The 21,305-nt window shown below is 36.7% G+C and carries 20 protein-coding genes; 10 read left to right on the plus strand and 10 right to left on the minus strand.

Annotation, left to right across the window (positions count from 1 at the left end; all coding sequences use genetic code 11):
• The first annotated feature begins 17 nt into the window (after positions 1-17).
• Complete coding sequence (gene rlmN, locus BLW93_RS01425; RefSeq protein ID WP_076712334.1) at positions 18-1,058, plus strand: dual-specificity RNA methyltransferase RlmN; 1,041 nt, start codon at positions 18-20, stop codon at positions 1,056-1,058.
• Positions 1,059-1,094: 36 nt separating this feature from the next.
• Here the strand turns inward: rlmN and mtaB are convergent, their stop codons facing one another.
• Positions 1,095-2,369, minus strand: a complete 1,275-nt coding sequence (gene mtaB, locus BLW93_RS01430) for a tRNA (N(6)-L-threonylcarbamoyladenosine(37)-C(2))-methylthiotransferase MtaB (protein WP_076712335.1) — start codon at positions 2,367-2,369, stop codon at positions 1,095-1,097.
• Between the two features lie 37 nt (positions 2,370-2,406).
• Positions 2,407-3,006: an alpha/beta fold hydrolase gene (locus BLW93_RS01435; RefSeq protein WP_076712336.1), complete on the minus strand. Its 600-nt coding sequence runs from the start codon at positions 3,004-3,006 to the stop codon at positions 2,407-2,409.
• Between the two features lie 193 nt (positions 3,007-3,199).
• Here BLW93_RS01435 and BLW93_RS01440 point away from each other — a divergent pair, with 193 nt between their 5' ends.
• From BLW93_RS01440 to BLW93_RS01455, 4 genes are read left to right on the plus strand one after another with little or no spacing between them, the layout of a single operon-like run.
• On the plus strand, positions 3,200-4,837 hold the full coding sequence (locus BLW93_RS01440) for an EAL domain-containing protein (RefSeq protein WP_076712337.1): 1,638 nt from the start codon (positions 3,200-3,202) through the stop codon (positions 4,835-4,837).
• Positions 4,838-4,873: 36 nt separating this feature from the next.
• Complete coding sequence (gene recO, locus BLW93_RS01445; RefSeq protein ID WP_076712338.1) at positions 4,874-5,542, plus strand: DNA repair protein RecO; 669 nt, start codon at positions 4,874-4,876, stop codon at positions 5,540-5,542.
• Complete coding sequence (locus tag BLW93_RS01450) at positions 5,532-8,276, plus strand: UvrD-helicase domain-containing protein (protein WP_076712339.1); 2,745 nt, start codon at positions 5,532-5,534, stop codon at positions 8,274-8,276. Before recO ends, BLW93_RS01450 begins: the two co-directional genes overlap by 11 nt.
• A 35-nt stretch (positions 8,277-8,311) precedes the next feature.
• Positions 8,312-8,833 (plus strand): DUF1439 domain-containing protein, encoded by a 522-nt coding sequence (locus BLW93_RS01455; protein WP_076712340.1) that lies wholly within the window; start codon positions 8,312-8,314, stop codon positions 8,831-8,833.
• On the opposite strand, the gene BLW93_RS01460 is transcribed toward BLW93_RS01455, so the two are convergent.
• Genes BLW93_RS01460 through BLW93_RS01470 form a run of 3 tightly spaced genes read right to left on the minus strand, consistent with a single transcriptional unit; the run spans position 8,834 to position 12,511 of the window.
• The gene (locus BLW93_RS01460) at positions 8,834-9,637 is read right to left on the minus strand and encodes a PPK2 family polyphosphate kinase (protein WP_076712341.1); all 804 of its coding nucleotides are present in this window, start codon (positions 9,635-9,637) and stop codon (positions 8,834-8,836) included.
• 4 nt (positions 9,638-9,641) lie between these two features.
• Positions 9,642-10,634: a tRNA (adenosine(37)-N6)-threonylcarbamoyltransferase complex transferase subunit TsaD gene (gene tsaD / locus BLW93_RS01465; RefSeq protein ID WP_076712342.1), complete on the minus strand. Its 993-nt coding sequence runs from the start codon at positions 10,632-10,634 to the stop codon at positions 9,642-9,644.
• On the minus strand, positions 10,634-12,511 hold the full coding sequence (locus BLW93_RS01470) for a DUF3857 domain-containing transglutaminase family protein (protein WP_076712343.1): 1,878 nt from the start codon (positions 12,509-12,511) through the stop codon (positions 10,634-10,636). Before BLW93_RS01470 ends, tsaD begins: the two co-directional genes overlap by 1 nt.
• A gap of 67 nt (positions 12,512-12,578) precedes the next feature.
• Between BLW93_RS01470 and selA the strand changes: the two genes are divergently transcribed.
• Positions 12,579-13,955: an L-seryl-tRNA(Sec) selenium transferase gene (gene selA, locus BLW93_RS01475; RefSeq protein WP_076712344.1), complete on the plus strand. Its 1,377-nt coding sequence runs from the start codon at positions 12,579-12,581 to the stop codon at positions 13,953-13,955.
• Positions 13,956-14,124: 169 nt separating this feature from the next.
• Here the strand turns inward: selA and BLW93_RS01480 are convergent, their stop codons facing one another.
• Complete coding sequence (locus BLW93_RS01480) at positions 14,125-15,093, minus strand: YeiH family protein (RefSeq protein WP_076712345.1); 969 nt, start codon at positions 15,091-15,093, stop codon at positions 14,125-14,127.
• 129 nt (positions 15,094-15,222) lie between these two features.
• Between BLW93_RS01480 and BLW93_RS01485 the strand changes: the two genes are divergently transcribed.
• From BLW93_RS01485 to gatA, 4 genes are all read left to right on the plus strand, one after another.
• Positions 15,223-15,543 (plus strand): cyclic-phosphate processing receiver domain-containing protein, encoded by a 321-nt coding sequence (locus BLW93_RS01485; protein WP_076712346.1) that lies wholly within the window; start codon positions 15,223-15,225, stop codon positions 15,541-15,543.
• Positions 15,540-16,064, plus strand: coding sequence for an archaemetzincin family Zn-dependent metalloprotease (locus tag BLW93_RS01490; RefSeq protein ID WP_076712347.1), 525 nt, complete (start codon positions 15,540-15,542; stop codon positions 16,062-16,064). The genes BLW93_RS01485 and BLW93_RS01490 overlap by 4 nt, the downstream gene beginning before the upstream one ends.
• A gap of 68 nt (positions 16,065-16,132) precedes the next feature.
• Positions 16,133-16,423: an Asp-tRNA(Asn)/Glu-tRNA(Gln) amidotransferase subunit GatC gene (gene gatC, locus BLW93_RS01495; protein ID WP_076712348.1), complete on the plus strand. Its 291-nt coding sequence runs from the start codon at positions 16,133-16,135 to the stop codon at positions 16,421-16,423.
• 12 nt (positions 16,424-16,435) lie between these two features.
• Complete coding sequence (gatA, locus tag BLW93_RS01500; protein ID WP_076712349.1) at positions 16,436-17,896, plus strand: Asp-tRNA(Asn)/Glu-tRNA(Gln) amidotransferase subunit GatA; 1,461 nt, start codon at positions 16,436-16,438, stop codon at positions 17,894-17,896.
• An 11-nt stretch (positions 17,897-17,907) separates the two neighbouring features.
• On the opposite strand, the gene BLW93_RS01505 is transcribed toward gatA, so the two are convergent.
• From BLW93_RS01505 to BLW93_RS01520, 4 genes are read right to left on the minus strand one after another with little or no spacing between them, the layout of a single operon-like run.
• A complete protein-coding gene (locus tag BLW93_RS01505) occupies positions 17,908-19,503 on the minus strand; it encodes an FAD-binding protein (protein WP_076712350.1) in 1,596 nt (531 codons plus the stop codon).
• Positions 19,503-20,177 (minus strand): 2Fe-2S iron-sulfur cluster-binding protein, encoded by a 675-nt coding sequence (locus tag BLW93_RS01510; RefSeq protein WP_076712351.1) that lies wholly within the window; start codon positions 20,175-20,177, stop codon positions 19,503-19,505. Before BLW93_RS01510 ends, BLW93_RS01505 begins: the two co-directional genes overlap by 1 nt.
• On the minus strand, positions 20,170-20,532 hold the full coding sequence (locus BLW93_RS01515; protein ID WP_076712352.1) for a holo-ACP synthase: 363 nt from the start codon (positions 20,530-20,532) through the stop codon (positions 20,170-20,172). The genes BLW93_RS01510 and BLW93_RS01515 overlap by 8 nt, the downstream gene beginning before the upstream one ends.
• The gene (locus BLW93_RS01520) at positions 20,529-21,257 is read right to left on the minus strand and encodes a pyridoxine 5'-phosphate synthase (RefSeq protein WP_076712353.1); all 729 of its coding nucleotides are present in this window, start codon (positions 21,255-21,257) and stop codon (positions 20,529-20,531) included. The genes BLW93_RS01515 and BLW93_RS01520 overlap by 4 nt, the downstream gene beginning before the upstream one ends.
• Positions 21,258-21,305: the final 48 nt, after the last annotated feature.

Raw genomic sequence — 21,305 nt, forward strand, 5'->3', positions numbered from 1 at the left:
TTACGGGGAAAAGAACCGTGACAGACATTAAATCCTTAACATTTCCCGAACTTCAGAACTTCGTAGTTTCCATAGGATTCAAAAAATACAGAACTTCACAGATAGCAAAATGGCTTTACAAAAAACTTGCAACTTCCTTTGATGAAATGACTGATATATCAAAAAAAGGAAGAAAAATTTTAAAAGAAAATGCTGAAATCTATAACCTTAAAATAGTGAATAAAGAGGTTTCTAAAGACGGAACCATAAAATACCTATTTGAATTAAAAGACGGTAACCGTATTGAAACAGTTTTCATACCTGAAAGAGACTGGAATACAATTTGTGTGTCAACTCAGGTAGGCTGCCCGATAGGTTGTAAATTCTGTTTTACTGCAAAAGACGGGTTTACAAGAAACCTGACAACTTCCGAGATTGTTGATCAATATTTATCGGTTCAAAGGGATGTAGGCATAGAAAATCGCATATCCAACGTGGTTTTTATGGGAATGGGTGAACCTCTTCTCAACTTTGAAAATGTCAAAAAAAGCATTGAAATACTCACTGACGATAGAATGATCGGACTGTCAAAAAGAAAAATAACAGTTTCTACCTGCGGTATTATTCCAGGAATTAAAAAGATGGCAAAAGAAATGCCAAAAATAAAGCTTGCACTGTCTCTTCATGCCACAGAAGATGAGACAAGAGAAAATCTAATACCCCTCAATAAGAAGTATTCCATAAGAGAAATAATGAAAGAACTTAAAAATTACCCGGCCGATAATATTAGACGAATAATGATTGAGTATCTTATGCTCGAAGGAATAAATGACTCTCCGGAAGATGCAGTGAGACTGTCAAAACTCGTAAAGGGTATTCCTGTAAAGGTGAATCTAATTCCGTTTAACCAATATCCTGGATCATCATTCAAAACACCTTCCAGGGAAAAGATAGAAGCTTTCCAAAAAATCTTATGGGACAGAGGAATTGCGACTTTCATACGGGATTCTAGAGGACAGGATATATCAGCAGCATGCGGGATGTTAAGAGGAAAAGATAAAGAGACTTCAAAGCAATAAAACTATCTTTATTAATTAACCATTTTCTAAAATTTGTTAAGCAAGAGTGCCAACATTATCTTCTCTTTTTTTTCCAACCTCTTTTAACATTACATCAACAAACTTTGAATCTGGCTTTTTATTAACTTCTATCTGAATGTAATTACCTGTCAAAACGAGATTCTTATCAGATCTATTTAAAGCAACTGCTCTTAATGTTTTACCTTTAAATTGCTTTCTAAACTGCAAATTCTTCTCTGTGCTTAAAGCTAACAGCTCCCGGGACCTTTTTTTCTTCTCTACCTGAGAAACATCATCTTTCAAAAGAGCCGCTCTGGTTCCTTTCCTGGGAGAATAGGTGAAAACATGAAGATAACCGAAAGGCAATGCTTCTATAAACTTTTTCATGGTTTGAAAATCTTCATCCGATTCTCCCGGAAAACCAACTATAACATCTGTCCCAATACAAACGTCTTTTTTCAAATCAGCCAGTTTAAAAGCCAACGATTCATAATACGAAAGAGTATATTTTCTTCCCATTTTCTCTAAAATTTTTTCACTTCCGCTCTGAAGAGGAATGTGAAAGTGAGGAGCTATCTTGTCGCTACTTACAATCTCAAGGAGCCTATCAGAAAACTCTTGAGGCTCAATAGAACTTAATCTTATCCAGAAATTTCCCGGAATTTCAACAATCTTTTCTAAAAGATCCGCAAGAGTTACATTTCCCAGATCCTTTCCGTAAGCCCCAAGATGTGTTCCTGTTAGAACTATTTCTACGTACCCGCTATTCACGAGCATCTCAACATGTTCAATCACCTTTTCCGGTATCTCACTTAACATTCTTCCACGAGCTTTAGGAATTATGCAGTAAGAACAAAAAGACTCACAACCCTGCTGTATTTTCAAAAAAGCCCGACTCTTCTTTCCATAATCCGCATTCATTAAAGGTTGAAATTCTGTTACATTCCATGTCCCTTTTAAAAAAACGCCCTTTGTGCGTCTTTCCACAATCTCCACAAGCCTAAACTTCTCAACATTTCCTGTAACTATATCAGCCTCTTTTATTGAAGAAACAATTTCAGGATAAACTTCACTGTAACAACCTGTAACAACAACAAGAGATTCTGGATTTATTCTTTTTGCTCTCCTGATAGCTTTTCTAGACTTAGCATCGGCAGAAGCCGTAACCGTACAAGTGTTAATCACATACACATCTGCCACTTCAGAAAACGGAACAACAGTATACCCCGCTTTTTTGAAAGCCTCTTCCATAAAGGCTGTCTCATGAAAATTCATCTTGCAACCAAGTGTATAAAATGCAACCTTTTTCATCTGCTCTCCGAACAGAAATTTTTACCAAATTTATATCCTAAAAGAGAAAATGAAATTTGTCAGGAAAAATTTTTATTGATGAAAAAGGAAATAGGGAAAAACAACAAAAAGCTCCGCTCAACTTTGTAACTTCATCTTTCAATCCTACAATTATATCTGTTTTAACAAATACTTCCGGAATAATATTCCTTAAATCAAGATTCATATAACTTTCAAGGAGTTTTATCGCTTTATCTTTGTCAGGTAAGGGATAGATGTCAGAAAATCCACACTCCTTTCTAAACCAAGTAACAGTAGTTTCAAAATCTCTGCTTAGCTTTTTCAAAAATCTTTTACAAATAACTTCAGGTTGAGACATGCCGCAAAAGAGCGGTGTCGGAGAATACAAAATCAATTTATTAATTTTCTCTGGAAAGTAAACAGCCATCAAGATAGCAACAGAAGCTCCAATAGACCATCCCACAACAGTAGAACTACTTTTTATACTTTTCCCAAATTTTTTAGCAACCTCATAAATATTGGTTATCTGTAATGGTGAATTACCATGCCCAGGAAGCTCCAGATGGAAAGCATTTGCAAAGGGTGTTTTCATCCATATATCCTTATTAAAAGACCAACCATGAATTGTATAAACCATTTTTGCCTCTCTTACTATGGTATTTACTAAATTATATATCTGCAAAATCTAAAAACAGAGAAAAATAAATTACGGAATAATTGTTCATATATCCGAACACATCTGAAAACAATCAAATATTATAGCTCTTGAAAATATAATCATTTTCGCCATCTTTTGTATAATGAAGCAAAACTGAGCGAACGAGGGGAAGATGAACGAAGATTTTTTCTCAATGTGGGAAAATATAAAAAAGCCAGTTTTAATACTAAAAGACAAAGGTGAAATCGCATATTGTAATTCAGCACTAAAAGAATTATTCAACGTTGAAACAATAGACAGAGCAACACATTGCTATAAATTGATATTTGACTCTAACTACCCCTGCTTTGACGAAGAAAGGCTAATATGTCCCGTTAAATTACTGATGAAGAACCACAGAGATTCCTGTATAGTCCTTCGAACAATAAAAGTTAACGAGAAGAACAGAGAATATCTAATAGAATGTTTCCGTGAAAACAACTTTATAGTCGCAATTTTTACTGAAGTAACAGAGATAATAAAAGAATTTGGAAAAGAAAAAATAAAAAGCATAAAAGAGTTTGCGTCTTCCCTTGTTGGAGAAGTTTCAAAAAATAGTAGAACATTTATAACGCTCATATCAATATCAAATTTTGATGAGATAGTAAAAATCTATGGTATAGAAACATCCATTGTTGTTTCCGGAAAGCTCGAATCAAAAATCAAAAAATTCCTCAGCATGTCAGGAGTAGAGTCATTTGCAATATCTGACGGAAACATAGTTACAGTGTTTAAAAATGGTTTTTCAACTGAAGAAATAAAGAAAATAGAAAGAAAAATACTAAGTATGTTAACAGAATTTGAAGTAGAAGTACTGGATGATAAAGTGCCGGTAAATACAGTTCTCGTATCAGTTTTTCTAAAAAAAGAGGAGTTCAGCACCGTATCAGATTTAATATCAGTTCTCCTCCTCATGAAAAGTCGTCTCTCTTTTGCAAATGAGAAAAAAGTCTCTCTTGACAGCATACAAGGAATAGAAAAAATAATTCTCAAAAAGAGAAAAAAACTGAAATTAATCGTCAAAAGCCTTAATGAAAATAAAATAGATATCTTCTTCCAGCCTATAATCAATATAAACTCTGGTAAACTTGAGCATTTTGAAGTTTTAATGAGAGTTAGGGAAAACAACGAAGTGATTCCAGCAGGTTATTTTATAGACGAACTTTATGAAAACAATTTAAGTGTAGAATGTGATATAAAAGTTCTTGAAAAGTTAAGGGAATACAAGGATATTCTGGGAAAGTTTGGCTATCCAGTATATATAAATGTATCCCACCGAGCTTTAGGCTCTCTATTTTACAGAGACGAATTAAAAAAGACCATAAAACTCCTTGCAAAGTCAAATGTCAAAGTAAACGTTGAAATTACCGAACAAGTTTTATTCGAGAATTTTAAAATTTTAGAGATAGCATCAAGAGAACTAAATTTTTCAATAGCAATAGACGACTTCGGAAGCGGTTACTCTTCATTCAAACTGGTTTCTGAACTTGTTAAAAGAGGAATGTTGACTGCCATAAAATTAGACAGTTCTCTTGTTAAAAATGTAATGGATGATGAAAATCTGATCAGAATCATATCTTTAATATCTTTTATGGCAAAGATTTTCCGCGTTAAAACAATAGCAGAATATGTAGAAAATGAAAAAATCGTCGAAATTCTAAAAGAATTAAACATAGATTACGCCCAGGGATACTTTTTCTCAAAACCTATTCCTATAGACGAAGTAGAAAAGGTTGTTGAAAAATTTGGAAGCAACTGCGAAAGATGGTAGTAGCTTTCTGGAAAATTTGCCATATAATCTACACTTATGGAAACCCCAGGTATTGTACTTAAAAAGGAGAAACTGTCTGAAAGGCTATTTCATCTATCCCTATATACGGAAAGAATGGGAAAAATAAACGCTTTGATAAGATTGGAACTTAAGGATTTCCCGCTATCTGTGGAGCCGTTTTCTCTATCTATTTTTAATCTGAAAATCACAGGTGAAAGAACAGAAATAATGAAAGTTAAACTATTAAAGCATAACGTTCCTAAAGACATAAGGAAATTCAAATATTTAAGTTTAATTGCAAAATATGTTGATAGTTTCACAGGCAGCGCACCGGAGAAAAAAATTTTCGAACTAACCAGATTCTACATGATGAACGTAAAAGACCGCTTTTTGCTCGCAGCAACAATGTTTATAATAAAACTTGCTTTCTTTGAAGGACTATTTCCAAATCTAACCAGATGTGCAATTTGCGGTTCCTCAAAAAACATATCAGGATTTTCATTAGAAGAAGGAAGCATAGTGTGCAACAAATGTTCCAGAGGTAATCTGATTCCGTGGAACGAAACTCTTTCAAAAGAAACAATTTACCTTCTCAAAAATTCTTTTTTTTCTATCAAATTTTGTAGAATTAATAGTCTAAAACGGATAAGAAATTTGTTCGAAAAACATTTATCTTATAGAATTGGAACAGAAAATGTTATCTAAAGACAAGCAAAAAGCTTTAACGGTATCAGGAGACACGATAGTTGAAGCCAACGCAGGCACAGGAAAAACACGGTTAATAGTTGAAAAAGTCGTCTCTTTAATAGAAAACGGATACCGAATTGATGAAATTGTATTGATTACATTTACAGAAGCGGCTGCAGGTGAACTAAAAGAGAGAGTAAAAAACAGGATATATGAAGAAGTCATGAAAGGAAAAGAAAAATTTCAGGATGCGATTCTGCTTCTTCCGTCAGCGCCCATAAGCACTATACACGCCTTCTGTTACGAAATATTGAAACGATTCGGATTCCGTTACGGTTACTTTGACATAGATTGCGAAATGTTAACAGAAATAGAAGCAGAAAACATGCTTGAAGAAGCGGTTTTCAAAGTAATAAGCAATATAGATATAAATCTACTAAGAAATGTTATAAAAAGAATTTCTTCAGACTACATAGCAGGACTTAACACTCTTATCAACTTCATAAAAGAGAGTATTAAACACAGGACAAGATTTGCCGTTTTTCAAGAAAACTTCTCTGCCGACAACATGTTTTTGAAAGTTGAAGAACTTTTTAATTTGATAACATCTAAAAGTTTTTCGTTAACTAAAATCGCCCGTCAAAATTATGAAATTGAAAAAAATTTGGCCAAAGAAATATTGAAAGTACTATTGGAATGTTACAAAAGCTATGAAGAAACCAAAAAAAAGAAAAAAAAAGTTGGATACAATGATCTTTTAGAGCTTACACATAAAATGCTCACCGAAAATGATAATGCGAGAGAAGAGATAGCTTCCCTTTACAAATATATAATAGTTGACGAATTTCAGGATACAGATCCGTTCCAGTGGAAAATATTAAAGCTGTTAAAACAAACCACCAATCCTCCAACTATTTTCATTGTAGGTGATCCGAAACAGTCTATCTATAGGTTTCGCTCCGCAGATGTTTCAATATGGAATGAGGCTTCCAAATATATGAAAAACCAATGTTTTTTAACCAAGAATTTCCGTTCTGGAAAAAAACTTTTATCCTTCTTTAACGCCATATTCGACAACATTTACAATCAGAACGGAAAGAAGCTTGGTATAGAACTTTCATTTCAGCCTTTTGAAGGAGAGATACCGGGCGGAGAAATTCTCTCCGTAGAATTCACAAAGGAAGAAGAATTTGCAGAAAAAGCAATTGCCCTTACACTTGAACGCTCAAAGAACAGAAAAATAGCCGTTATCGGGAGAAGCAGAAGTAGTCTCGCCGTTTTTGAAAAGATTTTAAGAGAAAAGGGAATAGTTTTCTCAGTAATCGGTTCAAACCCGTTTTTAACCGAAGGGGTAGAAGAACTTTTACATCTGCTTAAGTGGCTTAAAGACAGAGACGATTTAAAATCCTTTTTCTTTTTTCTGTCCTCACGGTTCTGCGGTCTTAATCATCATGAAGCCTTAACGTTCATCAAAGAAAAAACAACAGGCAATAAAAATAAAGATAAAGAGCTTACAAAACTTTTGGAGAAACTGGAAGATATCAGAAATCAGAAAGATAAAGAACTCCATGCAATTTTACTTAACAGAATACTGGAAATAACAGGATTCATAGAAATGCTTTCTGTTCTTGATAGAGAATCATATTTTAGCGTTCTTGAACTGGTTAAAGAAGTTGCAAACTTTGAAATGGAAAATGCCGTCCCCTTTGATTCCATGGTAGATTTTATTGAAGAACTTAAAAATTCAAGAGACGCAGGAGTAAACATCGCTCCGGAAGATGAAAACGGTTACTTTCTTATGACAATCCACGGCTCAAAAGGACTTCAGTTCAACGATGTTATTCTCCTGCCATGGAAAAGATCGCCAATAAACTCATTCTTCAGATTCACAAGCACAGGATTTGGAATAAAACTTTTCTACGAAAAAACCGACAAAACAACACCGGAAGAAGAATTTGAGGCAAGCCCTTTCTTCTTTATGCTTAAAACTGTTGACGATTATCTTGACTACCTCGAAGCAAAAAATTTAGTCTATGTATCAATGACAAGAGCAATAGAGAGACTAATTGTAGGTATCAACACTCAAAAAAGTAGCAAGAAATTCCCATACGGGAAAAACCTCGATAAACTTGTCCCAATAGTCGAAAACTATAAGATAACAAAATTTCCCGAAATAGAAATCCCGAAGAAAGAAGAAACAAAACTTTTTACCATACCGGAAAAAGAGATCAATACAATAAAGGTAATATACCCAAGCACTCACGAGGCAGAAACGGAAAAGAGCAACTCGGAGACAAAAATTGCAGCACCAGAAGGCATGAGTCCTGCAGAATACGGAACTGTTGTCCATCTACTGTGTGAAGCATTTGTTAAAAACGCAACAAAAGAAGAGGCAATAAGGTATGCAACATCGCAACTCATTTCCCCACCATCGGTATTAATTAAAAGGCTTAAAGAAATATACGATTTCCTTCACAAAAAATTTCCGCAACTAAGAAAAGGAGAAGCTGAGATAGATGTAAAATATTTCACAGACAGAACGTTTTACTCCGGCAGAATAGACATACTGCTGGAAACAGAAAATGGAGTAGAGGTCTGGGACATAAAAACAGGATTCTTTAACGAAGTGCTCTTTGAGCAGTACAAAGAGCAACTCTTTTTCTACAAAAAAATACTGGAAGCAGCCGGCAAGAAGGTTTCTGGACTAAAACTTCTATACGTTGACGAGAAAAAGGTAATAGAAATCACTTAAATGATATACTTAACATATAACCTTTTAAAGGCAGAATGTTGAAAAAGCTAATACCACTACTTATTATTCTTCTTTCAATTATCGGATGCGTTCCAAAAACGCCCGAAATCGGCTACACAGTAAAAATACCGTCTCAAAAAATAGAAAAACAGTTAAAGAAACACTTTCCACTGATAGAAGAAACCGATTCCTTAGTAATAAAACTTGAAAATCCAACCGTAAAGATTGAAAACAGGAAAGTTTACACCGGTATAACTATAAAGATTAAAACTCCCCTCCTTATAATCCTATCTGGAAAAGCTTACATTTCAGGAAACATCAAATATAAACCTGAAACAGGCAGGATTTATCTTGTCAACCCTTCGATAGAATATCTCGCTATTAACGGTAAAGTTGTAGTATCAAGCAACATGCCCCAAATTAAAGAAATTTTAAATGATATTATCAAGTCAACATTTAAAAAAACACCTATATATACGCTGAAAAAAAGTTACAGAAAACAGGTAAAATCCATAAAGTTATCCGAAAGGGCTCTACTTGTTAAAATAGGTTTTTAATTAATCTATCTTTAGATTCTCTATCCCTTTCTCAGGCTCAGGGTACTTCATGTTAAGAGATTCCAATTTTTTCACAATTATTTTAGCAACAAGATAATTTCTGAACCATTTTTTGTCTGAAGGGATAACAAACCAGGGAGCGTATATCGTGCTGGTTTCAAATATGGCATCGTTATAAGCCCTGATATATTCATCCCAGTGTTTTCTCTCTTTTACATCCTCAACGTGAAGCTTCCAGCGCTTTCTGGGATTGTTAAGCCTTTCAAGAAGCCGCTTTTTCTGCTCCTCCTTACTTATATGAAGATAAAACTTCAGTATAGTTGTCCCTTCATCAAAAAGCATTTTCTCAAAATTTCTTATATGCTCGTATCTCTTCATCCAGACCTTTTCAGGAACAAGACGGTGAACCCTGACAACCAAAACATCCTCATAATGGCTCCTGTTAAATACGGCAATCTCCCCTTTTCCGGGAGTGTGCTTATGAACACGCCATAAAAAATCGTGAGAAAGCTCCTCCTCCGTAGGCTTTTTGAAACTAACAACCTTTATACCCTGAAGATGAACTTCTTTAAAAACATGCTTTATGGTTCCATCTTTACCAGCAGTGTCCATTCCCTGCAAAACTATGAGTATCTTACGTTTACCTTCCGCATAAAGAACATCCTGAAGCTCGCATAACCTTTTTCTAAGCCTGTGAAACTCCTCTTCAACATCCTTTTTACTTTTAAAATCTTCTGTAAAACCTGAATCTATCTTATTCAAATCAAATAGCTTGTCTGGTGTTACCACATAACGCTCAAACATAAAATCACACCCCTGTTATAGGTAGAGAAGGATAAGCGTTCAACGTAAAAGGATCCCCTATTCTCTCCGCCTTTTCAAACCTTAAATATCCTACATACGCAACCATGGCACCGTTATCTGAGGTAAATTCTATTTCAGGAAGGAAAACTTTCACTCTCTCAGTATCCTCAAGCTCCTGCAATCTTTCTCTCAAATAACTGTTAGCCGATACACCTCCCGAAACGGATATCCTTCTTATTCCTGTTTCTCTGACAGCCTTTCTCAACTTTCCAACAACGTAATCTATCGCTGTTTTTTGAAAAGATGCCGCTATCATCTCTTTTGGATAGCCGTCCTCAATTAAACGTCTTACAGCGGTTTTCAAACCACTGAAACTCATATTTACACCGCGGGCTTGAGGTTTTGGAAGAACAAGATAGTTTTCCTTGTAATTTCGAAAAATCCTATCTATAGCAGGTCCCCCCGGATATCCAAAATCAAGCATTTTGGCAACTTTATCAAAAGCCTCACCGATAGCATCGTCAAGTGTTTTTCCTAAAAGTTTATAATTTCCGAGAGAACGAACAACCGAAATCATAGTATGGCCACCGCTAACAACAAGAGAGATAAATGGAAATTCCGGCTCTCTCTTTATAAAAGGAGAAAACATGTGGGCTTCTATGTGATGAACCCCTTTAAAAGGAATATATCCTGCAAAGGCAACACCTTTACCAAAAGTTAATCCTACCAGTAATGCCGGGAGAAGTCCTGGAGTATAAGTAACCGCCACAAGATCTATATCTGAAACATCTACATTTGCTTTCTCCAGAGCTTCTCTAAAAATAACATCAATATTTTTTAAGTGCTCTCTGGCTGCAATCTCAGGAACAACGCCACCGTAAGCTCTGTGAGCCTCATACTGAGAAGAAACAACGTTTGAAAGAACCTTTTTTTCGTTAGAATCATAAATAGCAACAGCTGTATCATCACATGAAGTATCAATTCCCAGAACTTTCATTATTCACTTTCCCTTTTCAAAATTATTATTTGATTTTGCAAAGTTTTCACCGTTAAATTAAACAACTCCCTCAATTTGTTGTAATCTTTCGGCGAAATCCTATCTTTTTTTAAAACCATTTCCATGTTGAAATTTATTTTATCATTTTTGTCTCTCTTCCACCATACATTAATTGAACCAACATCATTTGAGTATCTGAAATCTTCAGGCATGAAAAACAGAAAATAACCAGAAGGAAGAGAAATCTGAACAGAAGAGCGCTTTATCATTCTATAACCTACAACATAAGGGTATTTACGATTTTTAGAAGCCACAAGACCTATAAGCCTAGCATAACAAGGAGCAGGAAGATGAAACAGCATTAAATGTTTGGTTTTAGTTGTAAACACGGACGTATCTCCTTCAACAGTAAAAAACACACTTTTCTCATCAATATTTTTAAAATTTGAAACTGTAAAATTATCTACGTCAAAACCCGGCACTACTGAAGCTGCACTGTTTTCTACAAACCTTTCCATCTGTTTTTCGTTCTGCATTGAAAGAAACATCGCCCTTTCTCTATGAGCATAAACCCCAGTATAATAAAACTTCATTTTAGCTTGTAACGCACCTGTATTCTTTATCGTAAAATTACCTGAAAATCCTTCAACATTGGAAGAAGGAGGAAAAACAGGCGTTTTGGCAAGTATAGCTTTTTTACTATCAAGGTCAACAATCAAAACTTTTCTCCCCTGATCCATAGCAGGAAGCTCTCCAAACGGAACAGTATCACTTGTAGTATCAAGGAAGAGCCACTTACCCTTCCACCTTATAGCGGCAATTTCATGGTTAAAAGCCGTAGGCATAGGCATGGAAACATCCATATTCGCAATTCCAGCCGTAGGAATTAAAACAGGATACCCCTTAACTCCGATAACTTTTAGCATAGCTATAAGCAGCGTTGCATGATCTTTACAGTCACCATATCTGTTCTTTAGAATTGAAGAGGCTGTGTGAGGTTTATAACCGTTTATTCCAAACTCAAGTCCAACATATCTTATATTTTGAGCAACAAAATCATAAATAGCTCTTATCTTTTCTTCTTCCGTTTTTTTACCTCTTATCACCTGTAAAGTAACCCTTTTTACGAATTCATCAGGCTTAACTGCAGAAGAAGCTAAATTGGAATACCATTTTGCTACTTCATCCCACGATTTAACAGATGTAAAGGCAACTTTCCTGGCAACTTCCTCAAAAGGAGGCATTGCAGGTTCTTCCTGAATAGGAGGAACGTTTTTCATACAGAAATAATAAACCTCATCATTCCCTTCTCTTCTCTTTTTAGGCTTTAAGGAAAAGTTATACTCCTTATATTTCACTTTTTTACCAATTGGAACATAAACTTTAAAAGATGCTTCTTTAACAGGATACGAACTCTGAAAAAAGTTCTCCGTCCAGAACTCATTTTTCATGTAAGGCTTTACAGTATCAAGTTCAAAAGCATAGCTTATAATAGCTCCCGGCTTAATAGCAGGCATTGAAATCGTTTGATATTTTAAATCAGAATATATAGGGGCAAAAGCTTGAAAAGGCGGATAGACAATATTAAAAGCATCTTTAGAAGGCTTGACCTTTTTTCCGTCCGGTAATTCCGTATATGCATAAAGTATTTTTAACTTTTGATGTTCCGTTGAAAACGGAATGGTAATCTCACCAAAATCGTTTACTCCCTGTCTATTTAGAATCTTTACCGCTTTCTTTTCTACCCATTTCTTTCTGCCGTCAGGATAGAATTTAACAATTACCCTATCGTATAGAATCTCTGCACCATAAACAGCTGCTCTGGCATAGGAAGTGAACAAAAAAAGAAGTGAAAACAAAACAAGCAAAAATCTCATAACTATCCTCCGCAGAAAGTAGATATAACACAAGGTATAATTTAAGAAAACCTCGGGAGAAGTGAAGATGGGAAAAGAACTATTACGAAAAATACCTTCTGTCGATAGAGTATTAAAAATGTTCCCCGACGGCAGCAAAGAGACAAAAGAGGCTGTCAGGAAAGGACTCGACAAGCTGAGAAAAGCCATTTTAGAAAACCAGCTACACGAAATTACCGATGAAATCATTAGAAAATTTATAACTAAGGAAATAGAAAAGGCGAAAAAATTTAACCTCCGAAGGGTTATAAACGCAACAGGCGTCATAATCCATACTAACCTTGGGAGGGCTCCTATAGATAACGAAGTTGCAGAACATCTAAAAGAAATAATAACCGGATATTCAAACCTTGAACTTAACCTTGAAACAGGAAAACGAGGCATACGATATCAAAATGTAAAAGAGCTTCTAAAAGAGCTTACCGATGCCGAGGATGTCTGTGTGGTAAATAACAATGCAGCGGCCGTTCTTCTTGTTTTATCGGCACTTGCAGCAGGAAAGGAAGTTATTGTATCAAGAGGAGAACTTATCGAAATAGGCGGTTCATTCAGAATCCCTGACGTCATGAAACAGAGCGGAGCCATACTGAAAGAGGTGGGAACAACAAACAAAACTCACCTTAAAGATTACGAAGAAGCGATATCTGAAAATACCGGGCTTCTGCTGAAAGTCCATACCAGCAATTACAAGGTGCTGGGATTCACAGAAAGCGTAGATTCAAAACAGCTGGTAGAACTTGGGAGAAAACACGGCATTCCTGTTTACGAAGACCTCGGTAGTGGCAGTTTCATAGATGTAAGACATTACGGGTTATCATACGAACCAACCGTTCAGAATATTGTAAAAAGTGGCGTTGACGTTATTTCCTTCAGCGGAGATAAACTTTTAGGTTCTGCCCAGGCAGGAATAATCATAGGAAAAAAAGAACTTATAGAAAAAATCAAAAGACACCCTTTAAACAGAGCGTTAAGAATAGATAAAATGACTTTAGCAGTTCTTGAAGCAACACTGAAACTTTACAAAAACGAAGAATACCAGAAAATACCCGTATGGCGAATGATTTCAGAGCCTGAAAATTCAATAAAGGCAAGGGCAGAAAAACTTCATAAACTTTTAGCAGAGAAACTTCCTGATACTTTTTCTATTTCCGTGAATAGAGAAGAAGCTGAGATAGGCGGAGGAGCTCTTCCGCTTGAAACGCTACCTACATTTGTTGTTGAAATTTCGATAAAAGACAAAAGCGAAGAAGCATTTTACGAACTGTTAAGGAAAGAAGAACCACCCGTAATAGGAAGGCTAAAAAACGGAAAACTTCTTCTTGATATGAGAACGGTTAAAGAAGAAGAAATAGAGGTTCTATCAAAATCTGTTTTATCAGTAGCGAAAAAACTCATAGACGGATAAAAAGGAAGGCCGCCTGAGCGGCGGCCCTTTCATCTTGGGGAGGAGGGAGGGGGATAGGGGGTTGTCACTATTAATAATAGTTCCCAACTAGCCTTTGTCAAGTGCAAAATTACAACTTTTGTAATTTTTTGATGCAAAGTTCAAAATTGAATTACCGTTCTTCACACAATCAGAGAAAAATATGTATAAGTATCACAAGGAAAAAAATCTGAAGCATTGAGGTTACCGCTCCAAACAGCAACGCTTTTGGTCCCTCTTTTAAAAGTTCTGAAAATTTAACTCTCATCCCGATAGCAGTAATAGCAACCACAAGAAGATACTCACCTACAATTTTGATATATTTAACAGCCCATATCGGAAGATACCCGGAAGACGCAAGAACACTAAGTGCAAAAAAGCCAATTATGAACATAGGAACTGGAAACTTCTTAACTTTAGTATCACCCTCATTACCAAATATATAAGAGAAAAGGACAACGAGAACACCTATCATTAAAATTCTAACCATTTTAAAAAGTATGGCAAATCTTGCCGCATCAAGGTTTAAAAATGTCCCTGCAACCACAACTTGGCCAACTGATTGAAGTCCACCACCTATAAGAGCACCGCTCTTTATAACATCATAATGGAACACTTTTACAGCAAGAACAGGCAAAAGGAACATAAGTATTGTCCCCATAAGATTAACAACAGCAACAGGAATACCAACTTCGTCTTCATGAGCTTTTATAACAGGAGCAACAGCTGCTATGGCTGACGAACCGCAGACAGCATTACCTGTTCCCATAAGAAGAGAAAAGTTTCTTGAAAACCCGAGTAATCGGCCTATTAGATAATTAACCGTTATAACAAAAGCAACAAGAATAACTACCATCGCAGCACCTTTAAGACCTATATCAATTAATGCATGAAGATTTAACCCAACACCAAGCAAGGCTATTGCAAGAGCAAGTATCTTCTGCTCGGAAAATTTAATTCCCGGCTGAAAGGATTTATCCCTGGCAAAAGTATTTCCTACTACTATACCGATAAGTATTGCAAACGTATCTGCTCCCAGAGACGGAAAAAGTTTTCCCAAACCAAGAGAAACCAACGCAACAGCAACACAAGCCAACAATCCTTTGAAAATCTCTCTCATTTTTCACCTCCTTACACCACTTGGAGGTGGTAATATGTGTCTTTCTTCCATCTAAGTCAAGAGGTATTGCAAATTTTTCTTAAAAACTTATGAAGCATAATTTTAAATTAAAAAAGATGTGGAGGGAAAATGAAACTTTTTCTGGATGACATACATTTTCCGCCTAAAGGCTTTAAGTTAATACGCACAGTAAACCAGCTTAAAGACTTCGTCAAAAAATATGAAGATAAAATAGAGATTCTGGATCTAGATTATGACATGGGAATGAACAGCGTAGATGGCGGAAACGGAATCGATTTCCTGAAATGGCTGGAAGAAGCCGTTTTTACAGGAAAGCTGAAACTTAACAAAAATTTAAGGATAGTATGCCACTCATCTAACACTGAAAAAAGAATGGAAATGGAAGAGATTGCTGCAGGAATAATAGCTTTTTTAAGGAGCCAAAAATGAGAATTTGCATTATACCTGAAACAGGAATAGATGAAAGTTTACTTTCATTTCTTGAAGAAAAGCTATCCAGGATATTCGGCAACGCAAAAGTCAAAACAGGATTTTTGATACCTGAAACGGCTTTCAATTCGTATCGCCAGCAGTTTAACGCGGAAATGGTGCTTAAATCTCTCCCAATACCGGACAGAAAAAAGTGTAACCTTATCTTAGGAGTAACAGAAAAGGATCTGTTCGCAGACGGACTCAATTTTGTTTTCGGAATTGCCGAGCCTCTATCCGGAAAAGCCTTAATTTCCACCGCAAGGCTTAAAAACAGCTTTTACGGACTACCGGAAGATAAAGAACTTTTGAAAGTTAGAACCTTAAAAGAAGCGGTTCACGAAATCGGCCACCTTTTAGGCCTTCCCCACTGTCCCGATGAACGGTGCGTAATGAGTTTTTCAAATTCCATAACGGATGTAGATCGTAAAAGTTTCTATTTCTGCCCAAGATGTCTAAAGGTTATCTACTCTGCAATGTGAAATACAAATGCAACCAACGTTTTTAAGATGTATAATACTATTCCAGTAAAAAAGGAGGGTAAGAATAGATGAGACTGACAAAAGAAGAGGTAAAACATATAGCTCTTCTCTCACGGTTATCCCTTAAAGAAGAAGAGATAGAGATGTTTCAGGAACAACTCAGCGACATTCTAACATTCGTCGAAAAACTTAACGAACTCGATACAGAAGGAATAGACCCTAAATTCCAGATTATTCCGCCGGAAAATGTTTTAAGAGAAGATGTGCCCGGCGTTAGTTTTCCTTATGAAAAGACATTTATGAACGCCCCAGAAACAGATGGAAAACATTTCATCGTTCCAAAAGTCGTCAAGAAATAATGGAGGAGAAGAATGGAATTGATCAATAAATCGTTGAAAGAGCTGTCTGAACTCATAGCCAGAAAAGAGATTAAACCTTCAGAAATAACGGAAGAGATTCTCAAAAGAATAGAAGAAACAGAAGAAAAACTTAATGCCTACATTACGGTTAATGAAAAAGCAGAAGAAGAGGCAAAGAAAAAAGACGAAGAATTAACAAAACTGTCAGAAGATGAAATTCCTGTCCTCTTTGGCATTCCAATGTCCATAAAGGACAATATAAACGTCGTAGGTCAAAAAATGACCTGTGCTTCAAAAATGTTAAAAGATTTTATAGCACCGTATGATGCAACAGTCATAAAGAAACTAAGGGAAAAGGGAGCAATATTCATCGGTAAAAACAATCTTGACGAATTTGCAATGGGTTCATCAACTGAAACTTCATACTTCGGAGTAACCCACAATCCATGGGATCTGGAAAGAGTCCCTGGAGGCTCTTCAGGAGGCTCGGCGGCCGCCGTAGCAGCCCGCTCAGCAATAGCATCACTCGGCTCTGACACGGGAGGTTCAATAAGACAGCCGTGTTCCCTCTGTGGAGTTGTGGGAATAAAACCTACATACGGCAGAGTCTCAAGATATGGACTTACAGCATTCGCCTCTTCTCTTGACCAGATAGGTCCCATAACGAAAAATGTGGAAGACAACGCATTTCTTCTATCTCTGATATCTGGATTAGATGCAAAAGATGCAACCAGTGCAAAACTTCCCGTTCCGGACTACACAAAAACCTTAGACAACAATATTAAAGGTTTAAAAGCTGGACTTCCAAAAGAGTATTTCATAGAAGGTATCGAACCTGAAGTAAAAGAAAAAATAATGGAAACGGTAAAACACCTTGAAAGCCTCGGCGTTGAAATAGAAGAAATATCCCTTCCTCACACATCTTACGCAGTTGAAACATATTACATAATAGCACCAGCAGAAGCTTCATCAAACTTAGGCAGATTTGACGGCGTAAGATACACCTATCGGGCAGAAAATTACACAGACCTCGTTGACATGTATTGCAAAACAAGGGCAGAAGGCTTCGGCAATGAAGTAAAAAGAAGAATAATGATAGGAACCTATACGTTGAGTGCCGGTTATTATGACGCTTACTATCTGAAAGCACAAAAAGTAAGAACTCTCATATATCAAGACTTCCAGAAAGCATTTGAAAAGGTAGATTTCATCGTTACTCCTGTCTCACCAACAACAGCATTTAAAATAGGAGAAAAAACAGACGACCCTATTAAGATGTATCTGTCAGACATATTTACAATAGCACTTAACCTTGCAGGACTTCCAGGACTTTCCATGCCGTGCGGATTTGACAGTAAAGGGCTTCCCGTAGGAATCCAACTTATAGGAAAAGCTTTTGATGAAGAGACGCTTTATGCCGTTGGATACAAACTTGAGAAAGCACTTAATTTAAACAACCTGCCGCAACTTTAATTCGTCGGGGATTAATCCCCGACAATATACTCCTGAAATATTCTCGGCGTTTTGGCTACGGTTGTTATCCTTAAACTCTTTAATTCCTGATAGTATCTCTCAAGATGAGAAAGTGTCTGTTTTCCAGGTTCATTATATTTACGCCTTGCCGCCGCAAGCCCAGCTCTTCTTCCAAACACAAAAATATCAAGAAGAGAATTACCCATTAAACGATTTTTGCCGTGAATACCACCAGCAGCTTCACCGGCAACAAAAAGATTCTTAACGGTAGTTTCACCTTTCTCGTCTATCAAGATACCGCCATTCTGATAGTGAAGTGTCGGATAGACTAAAAGAGGCTGTTTCTCAATATTTATTTTAACCCTCATAAACATTCTAAACAGCGCAGGAAATTTCTTCTTTAAAAAACCTTTTCCGTATCTTTCCTCTATAACAGGCGTATCAAGCCAGACACCAACTCTTCCTGAAGGTGTTTTTATTCCCTTTCCTTCTTCACACTCCTTTATCATAGCAGCTGCAACAACATCCCTTGTTTCAAGTTCGTTAATGAATCTCTCCCCTTTAGAGTTAACGAGATGAGCACCAAGACTTCTAATGGCTTCTGTAACTAAAACTCCTACCATGTGATCAGGATAAACTATTCCGGTTGGATGATACTGAAAAGAATCAAGCCCTTCTAGCTTTGCACCTGCTCTGTAAGCCAGGACTATCGCATCTCCGGTTGCACCAAAGTTATTTGAAGTTTGAAAACCCTGAATGTGAAGACGACCGGAGCCACCAGTAGCAAGAATCACGGATTTCGCCTTAACAAGAACAAAACGCTTTCTCTCAAGATCAAACAATATTGCTCCATTACATTCTCCGAATTCATTGGTTGTCAATTCAACTGCCGGCGCAAACTCCAAAATTTCTATCTCCGGTCTGTTTCTGATCTCATCCTTTAAAATCTTTATTATGTTAAGTCCGGTATAGTCTCCTATGGAAAGAATTCGAGGAGCTATTGAACCACCGGCTTTTTTAGTAAGAAGATTCCCCTTCTCATCTCTATCGAAATTAACACCGAGATCAAGAAGCCATTTAACAATGGAAGGTCCGTCATCAACCATAGCCTTAACCAGCTCTCTCCTGCCCTGAAACTTTCCGGCAACCATAGTATCGGCAAAATGTCTGATAGGAGAATCATTCTCAGAAACACTTGCCTGCATTCCGCCGAGAGCCATTATGGTGTTGGAATTACCGAGCCTCAATTTTGTTGCAAGGATAACTTTTGCACCTGCCGAATGGGCAAAAAGTGCAGCAGTTATTCCTGCACCGCCTCCGCCAAGAACAAGGACATCTGTTTCAAGATCAGGCTTTTCAAAATTAATTTCTCTATAATCAAAACTGCTGAAAGCCTCAAGGAGATCAGCAATTTCGTGAACAGTTCTGTCTCCCCTGTTAACTCCTACTCTCAAAGCTCTAAATCCAGAAAGTCTGTAATCGGGATGAAAGGAGGATAATAGTTTTTCTTTTTTCTTCTCATTCAAAATAGGCAACTGCTGCTTTTCCCTACTTTCCCTTGTCTTTTCAACAAGCTCCATATTTTCAAGAAGATTTTCGGAATACATTAAGCCTCCTCTCTTATTCTTTTACAGAACTCCACAAGCTCCTCATCACTCATCTGAAGAATCCTCCCCCACTCTTCATCATATTTCATTTCTTCTATCTCTTTAAGACGTTTCTTCAAATTCTCCGGAAACGGTTTCTCATGGCTTATAGCTCTCTGAACAAATAGGGATATAAACTGAGGGGCAATACCGTAAGGACATCTTGAAGCACACAAACCGCATAAAATACAGTCAAGCATCATTTCTGTGGCTTCTTCATACTTTCCTTCCTTCAAAAGTTTCATAACTTTTGAAACATTTATCCACTCTGGACAGGCAATGGTGCAAAAACCGCAGTTTTTACAGGTATCAAGTTCGGGATAGATTTCTCTCAGCTTTTCTATCGGCTTACCCATTTCAGAAATAATATAATTTGCTGTTCGTGAAGGGAAAAAAGGCATAACGGTTATATTCATTCCTTCTTTAACTATTGTCTGACAGCCAAGACCAAATCTTACCCTCTTACTTCCCTTCTCAAGGTAAGCTATCGCACAGGCCCCACAAAGTCCTGAAAGACAACCAACTCCCCGCTTTATATCATGTCCAGTGTCCCACAAAGCCTCTATAACGGTATAACCCTCTGGAACCTTTATTTTTCTACCCTCTATATATATGGAAACAAGTTTTTTACTCATAAGCCTCCTCTCTCAGAACATTTACAAATGCAATGGAAAATTCCCGTTCGTGAGATATGCTGAAAAGAATACGATACCCTTTCACAGGTATTTTAACATCAAGATGTTTGCCACCACCCAAAACTACAATATCTTCAAACCTGAGGGAAGTGTTAATATGAGAAAAAGCTTTTATTACAGCTTCCTTTAGAGCAAACCGGGCAGCAATACAACCCACTATTTCACCACGTCTTTTATGGAAGCAATATTCAACACCCTCGGGGAAAACTTTTTCTATAAACTTATCGCCCCACCGTTTTAAAGTGTCCTCTATCCTTTTATTAGAAACGATATCTACCCCACAGGCAACAATCATCTTACCTCGTTTATCAACTTTTTCATCTCTTTTATCGCATCCGAAAGACCTTTTAAAACTGCATTGGCAACGATGGAATGCCCTATGTTCAATTCTTCTATCTCTTTAATCTCAGCAACAGGCCCAACATTCTTGTAAGTTAAACCGTGTCCGGCATAAACTTTTAGCCCTAACTCTCTGGCATATCTTGCAGCTGACTTTAACCTTTCAAGCTCTCTTTCCTTATCTAAATCTGTAACAGCATTGGCATACTCACCAGTATGAAGCTCGACAGCGTCGGCACCAACATCGGCAGCTGCCTCTGTCTGTTCATGGTCAGGATCTATAAAAAGATTTACAACAATACCTGCTTCTTTTAAACGATTAACAACTTCTCTTATACGCTTCTTTTGCCCCTTAACATCAAGTCCTCCTTCCGTTGTAATCTCCTCCCTCTTTTCTGGAACAAGTGTAACCTGATGAGGTTTTACAGACAGTGCAATCTCCACCATTTCCTTTGTTGCTGCCATTTCAAGATTTATCTTTGAATGAATAACTTCTTTTATCAACTTTAAATCTCTATCTTTTATATGCCTTCTATCTTCTCTTAAATGAAGTGTTATCTGGTCTGCACCGGCAAGATCCGCAATAACAGCAGCATGAACAGGATCGGGTTCAAAAGTTTTTCTCGCTTCCCTGACAGTTGCCACATGATCTATATTAACTCCAAGTCTTATCTTAGCCATGACTTCCTCCTGTAAAAGTTTTGTTTCAGTTAAATTCTACAACTTTTC

It is taken from the genome of Desulfurobacterium indicum (genome assembly GCF_001968985.1).
Lineage (GTDB): Bacteria > Aquificota > Aquificia > Desulfurobacteriales > Desulfurobacteriaceae > Desulfurobacterium_A > Desulfurobacterium_A indicum.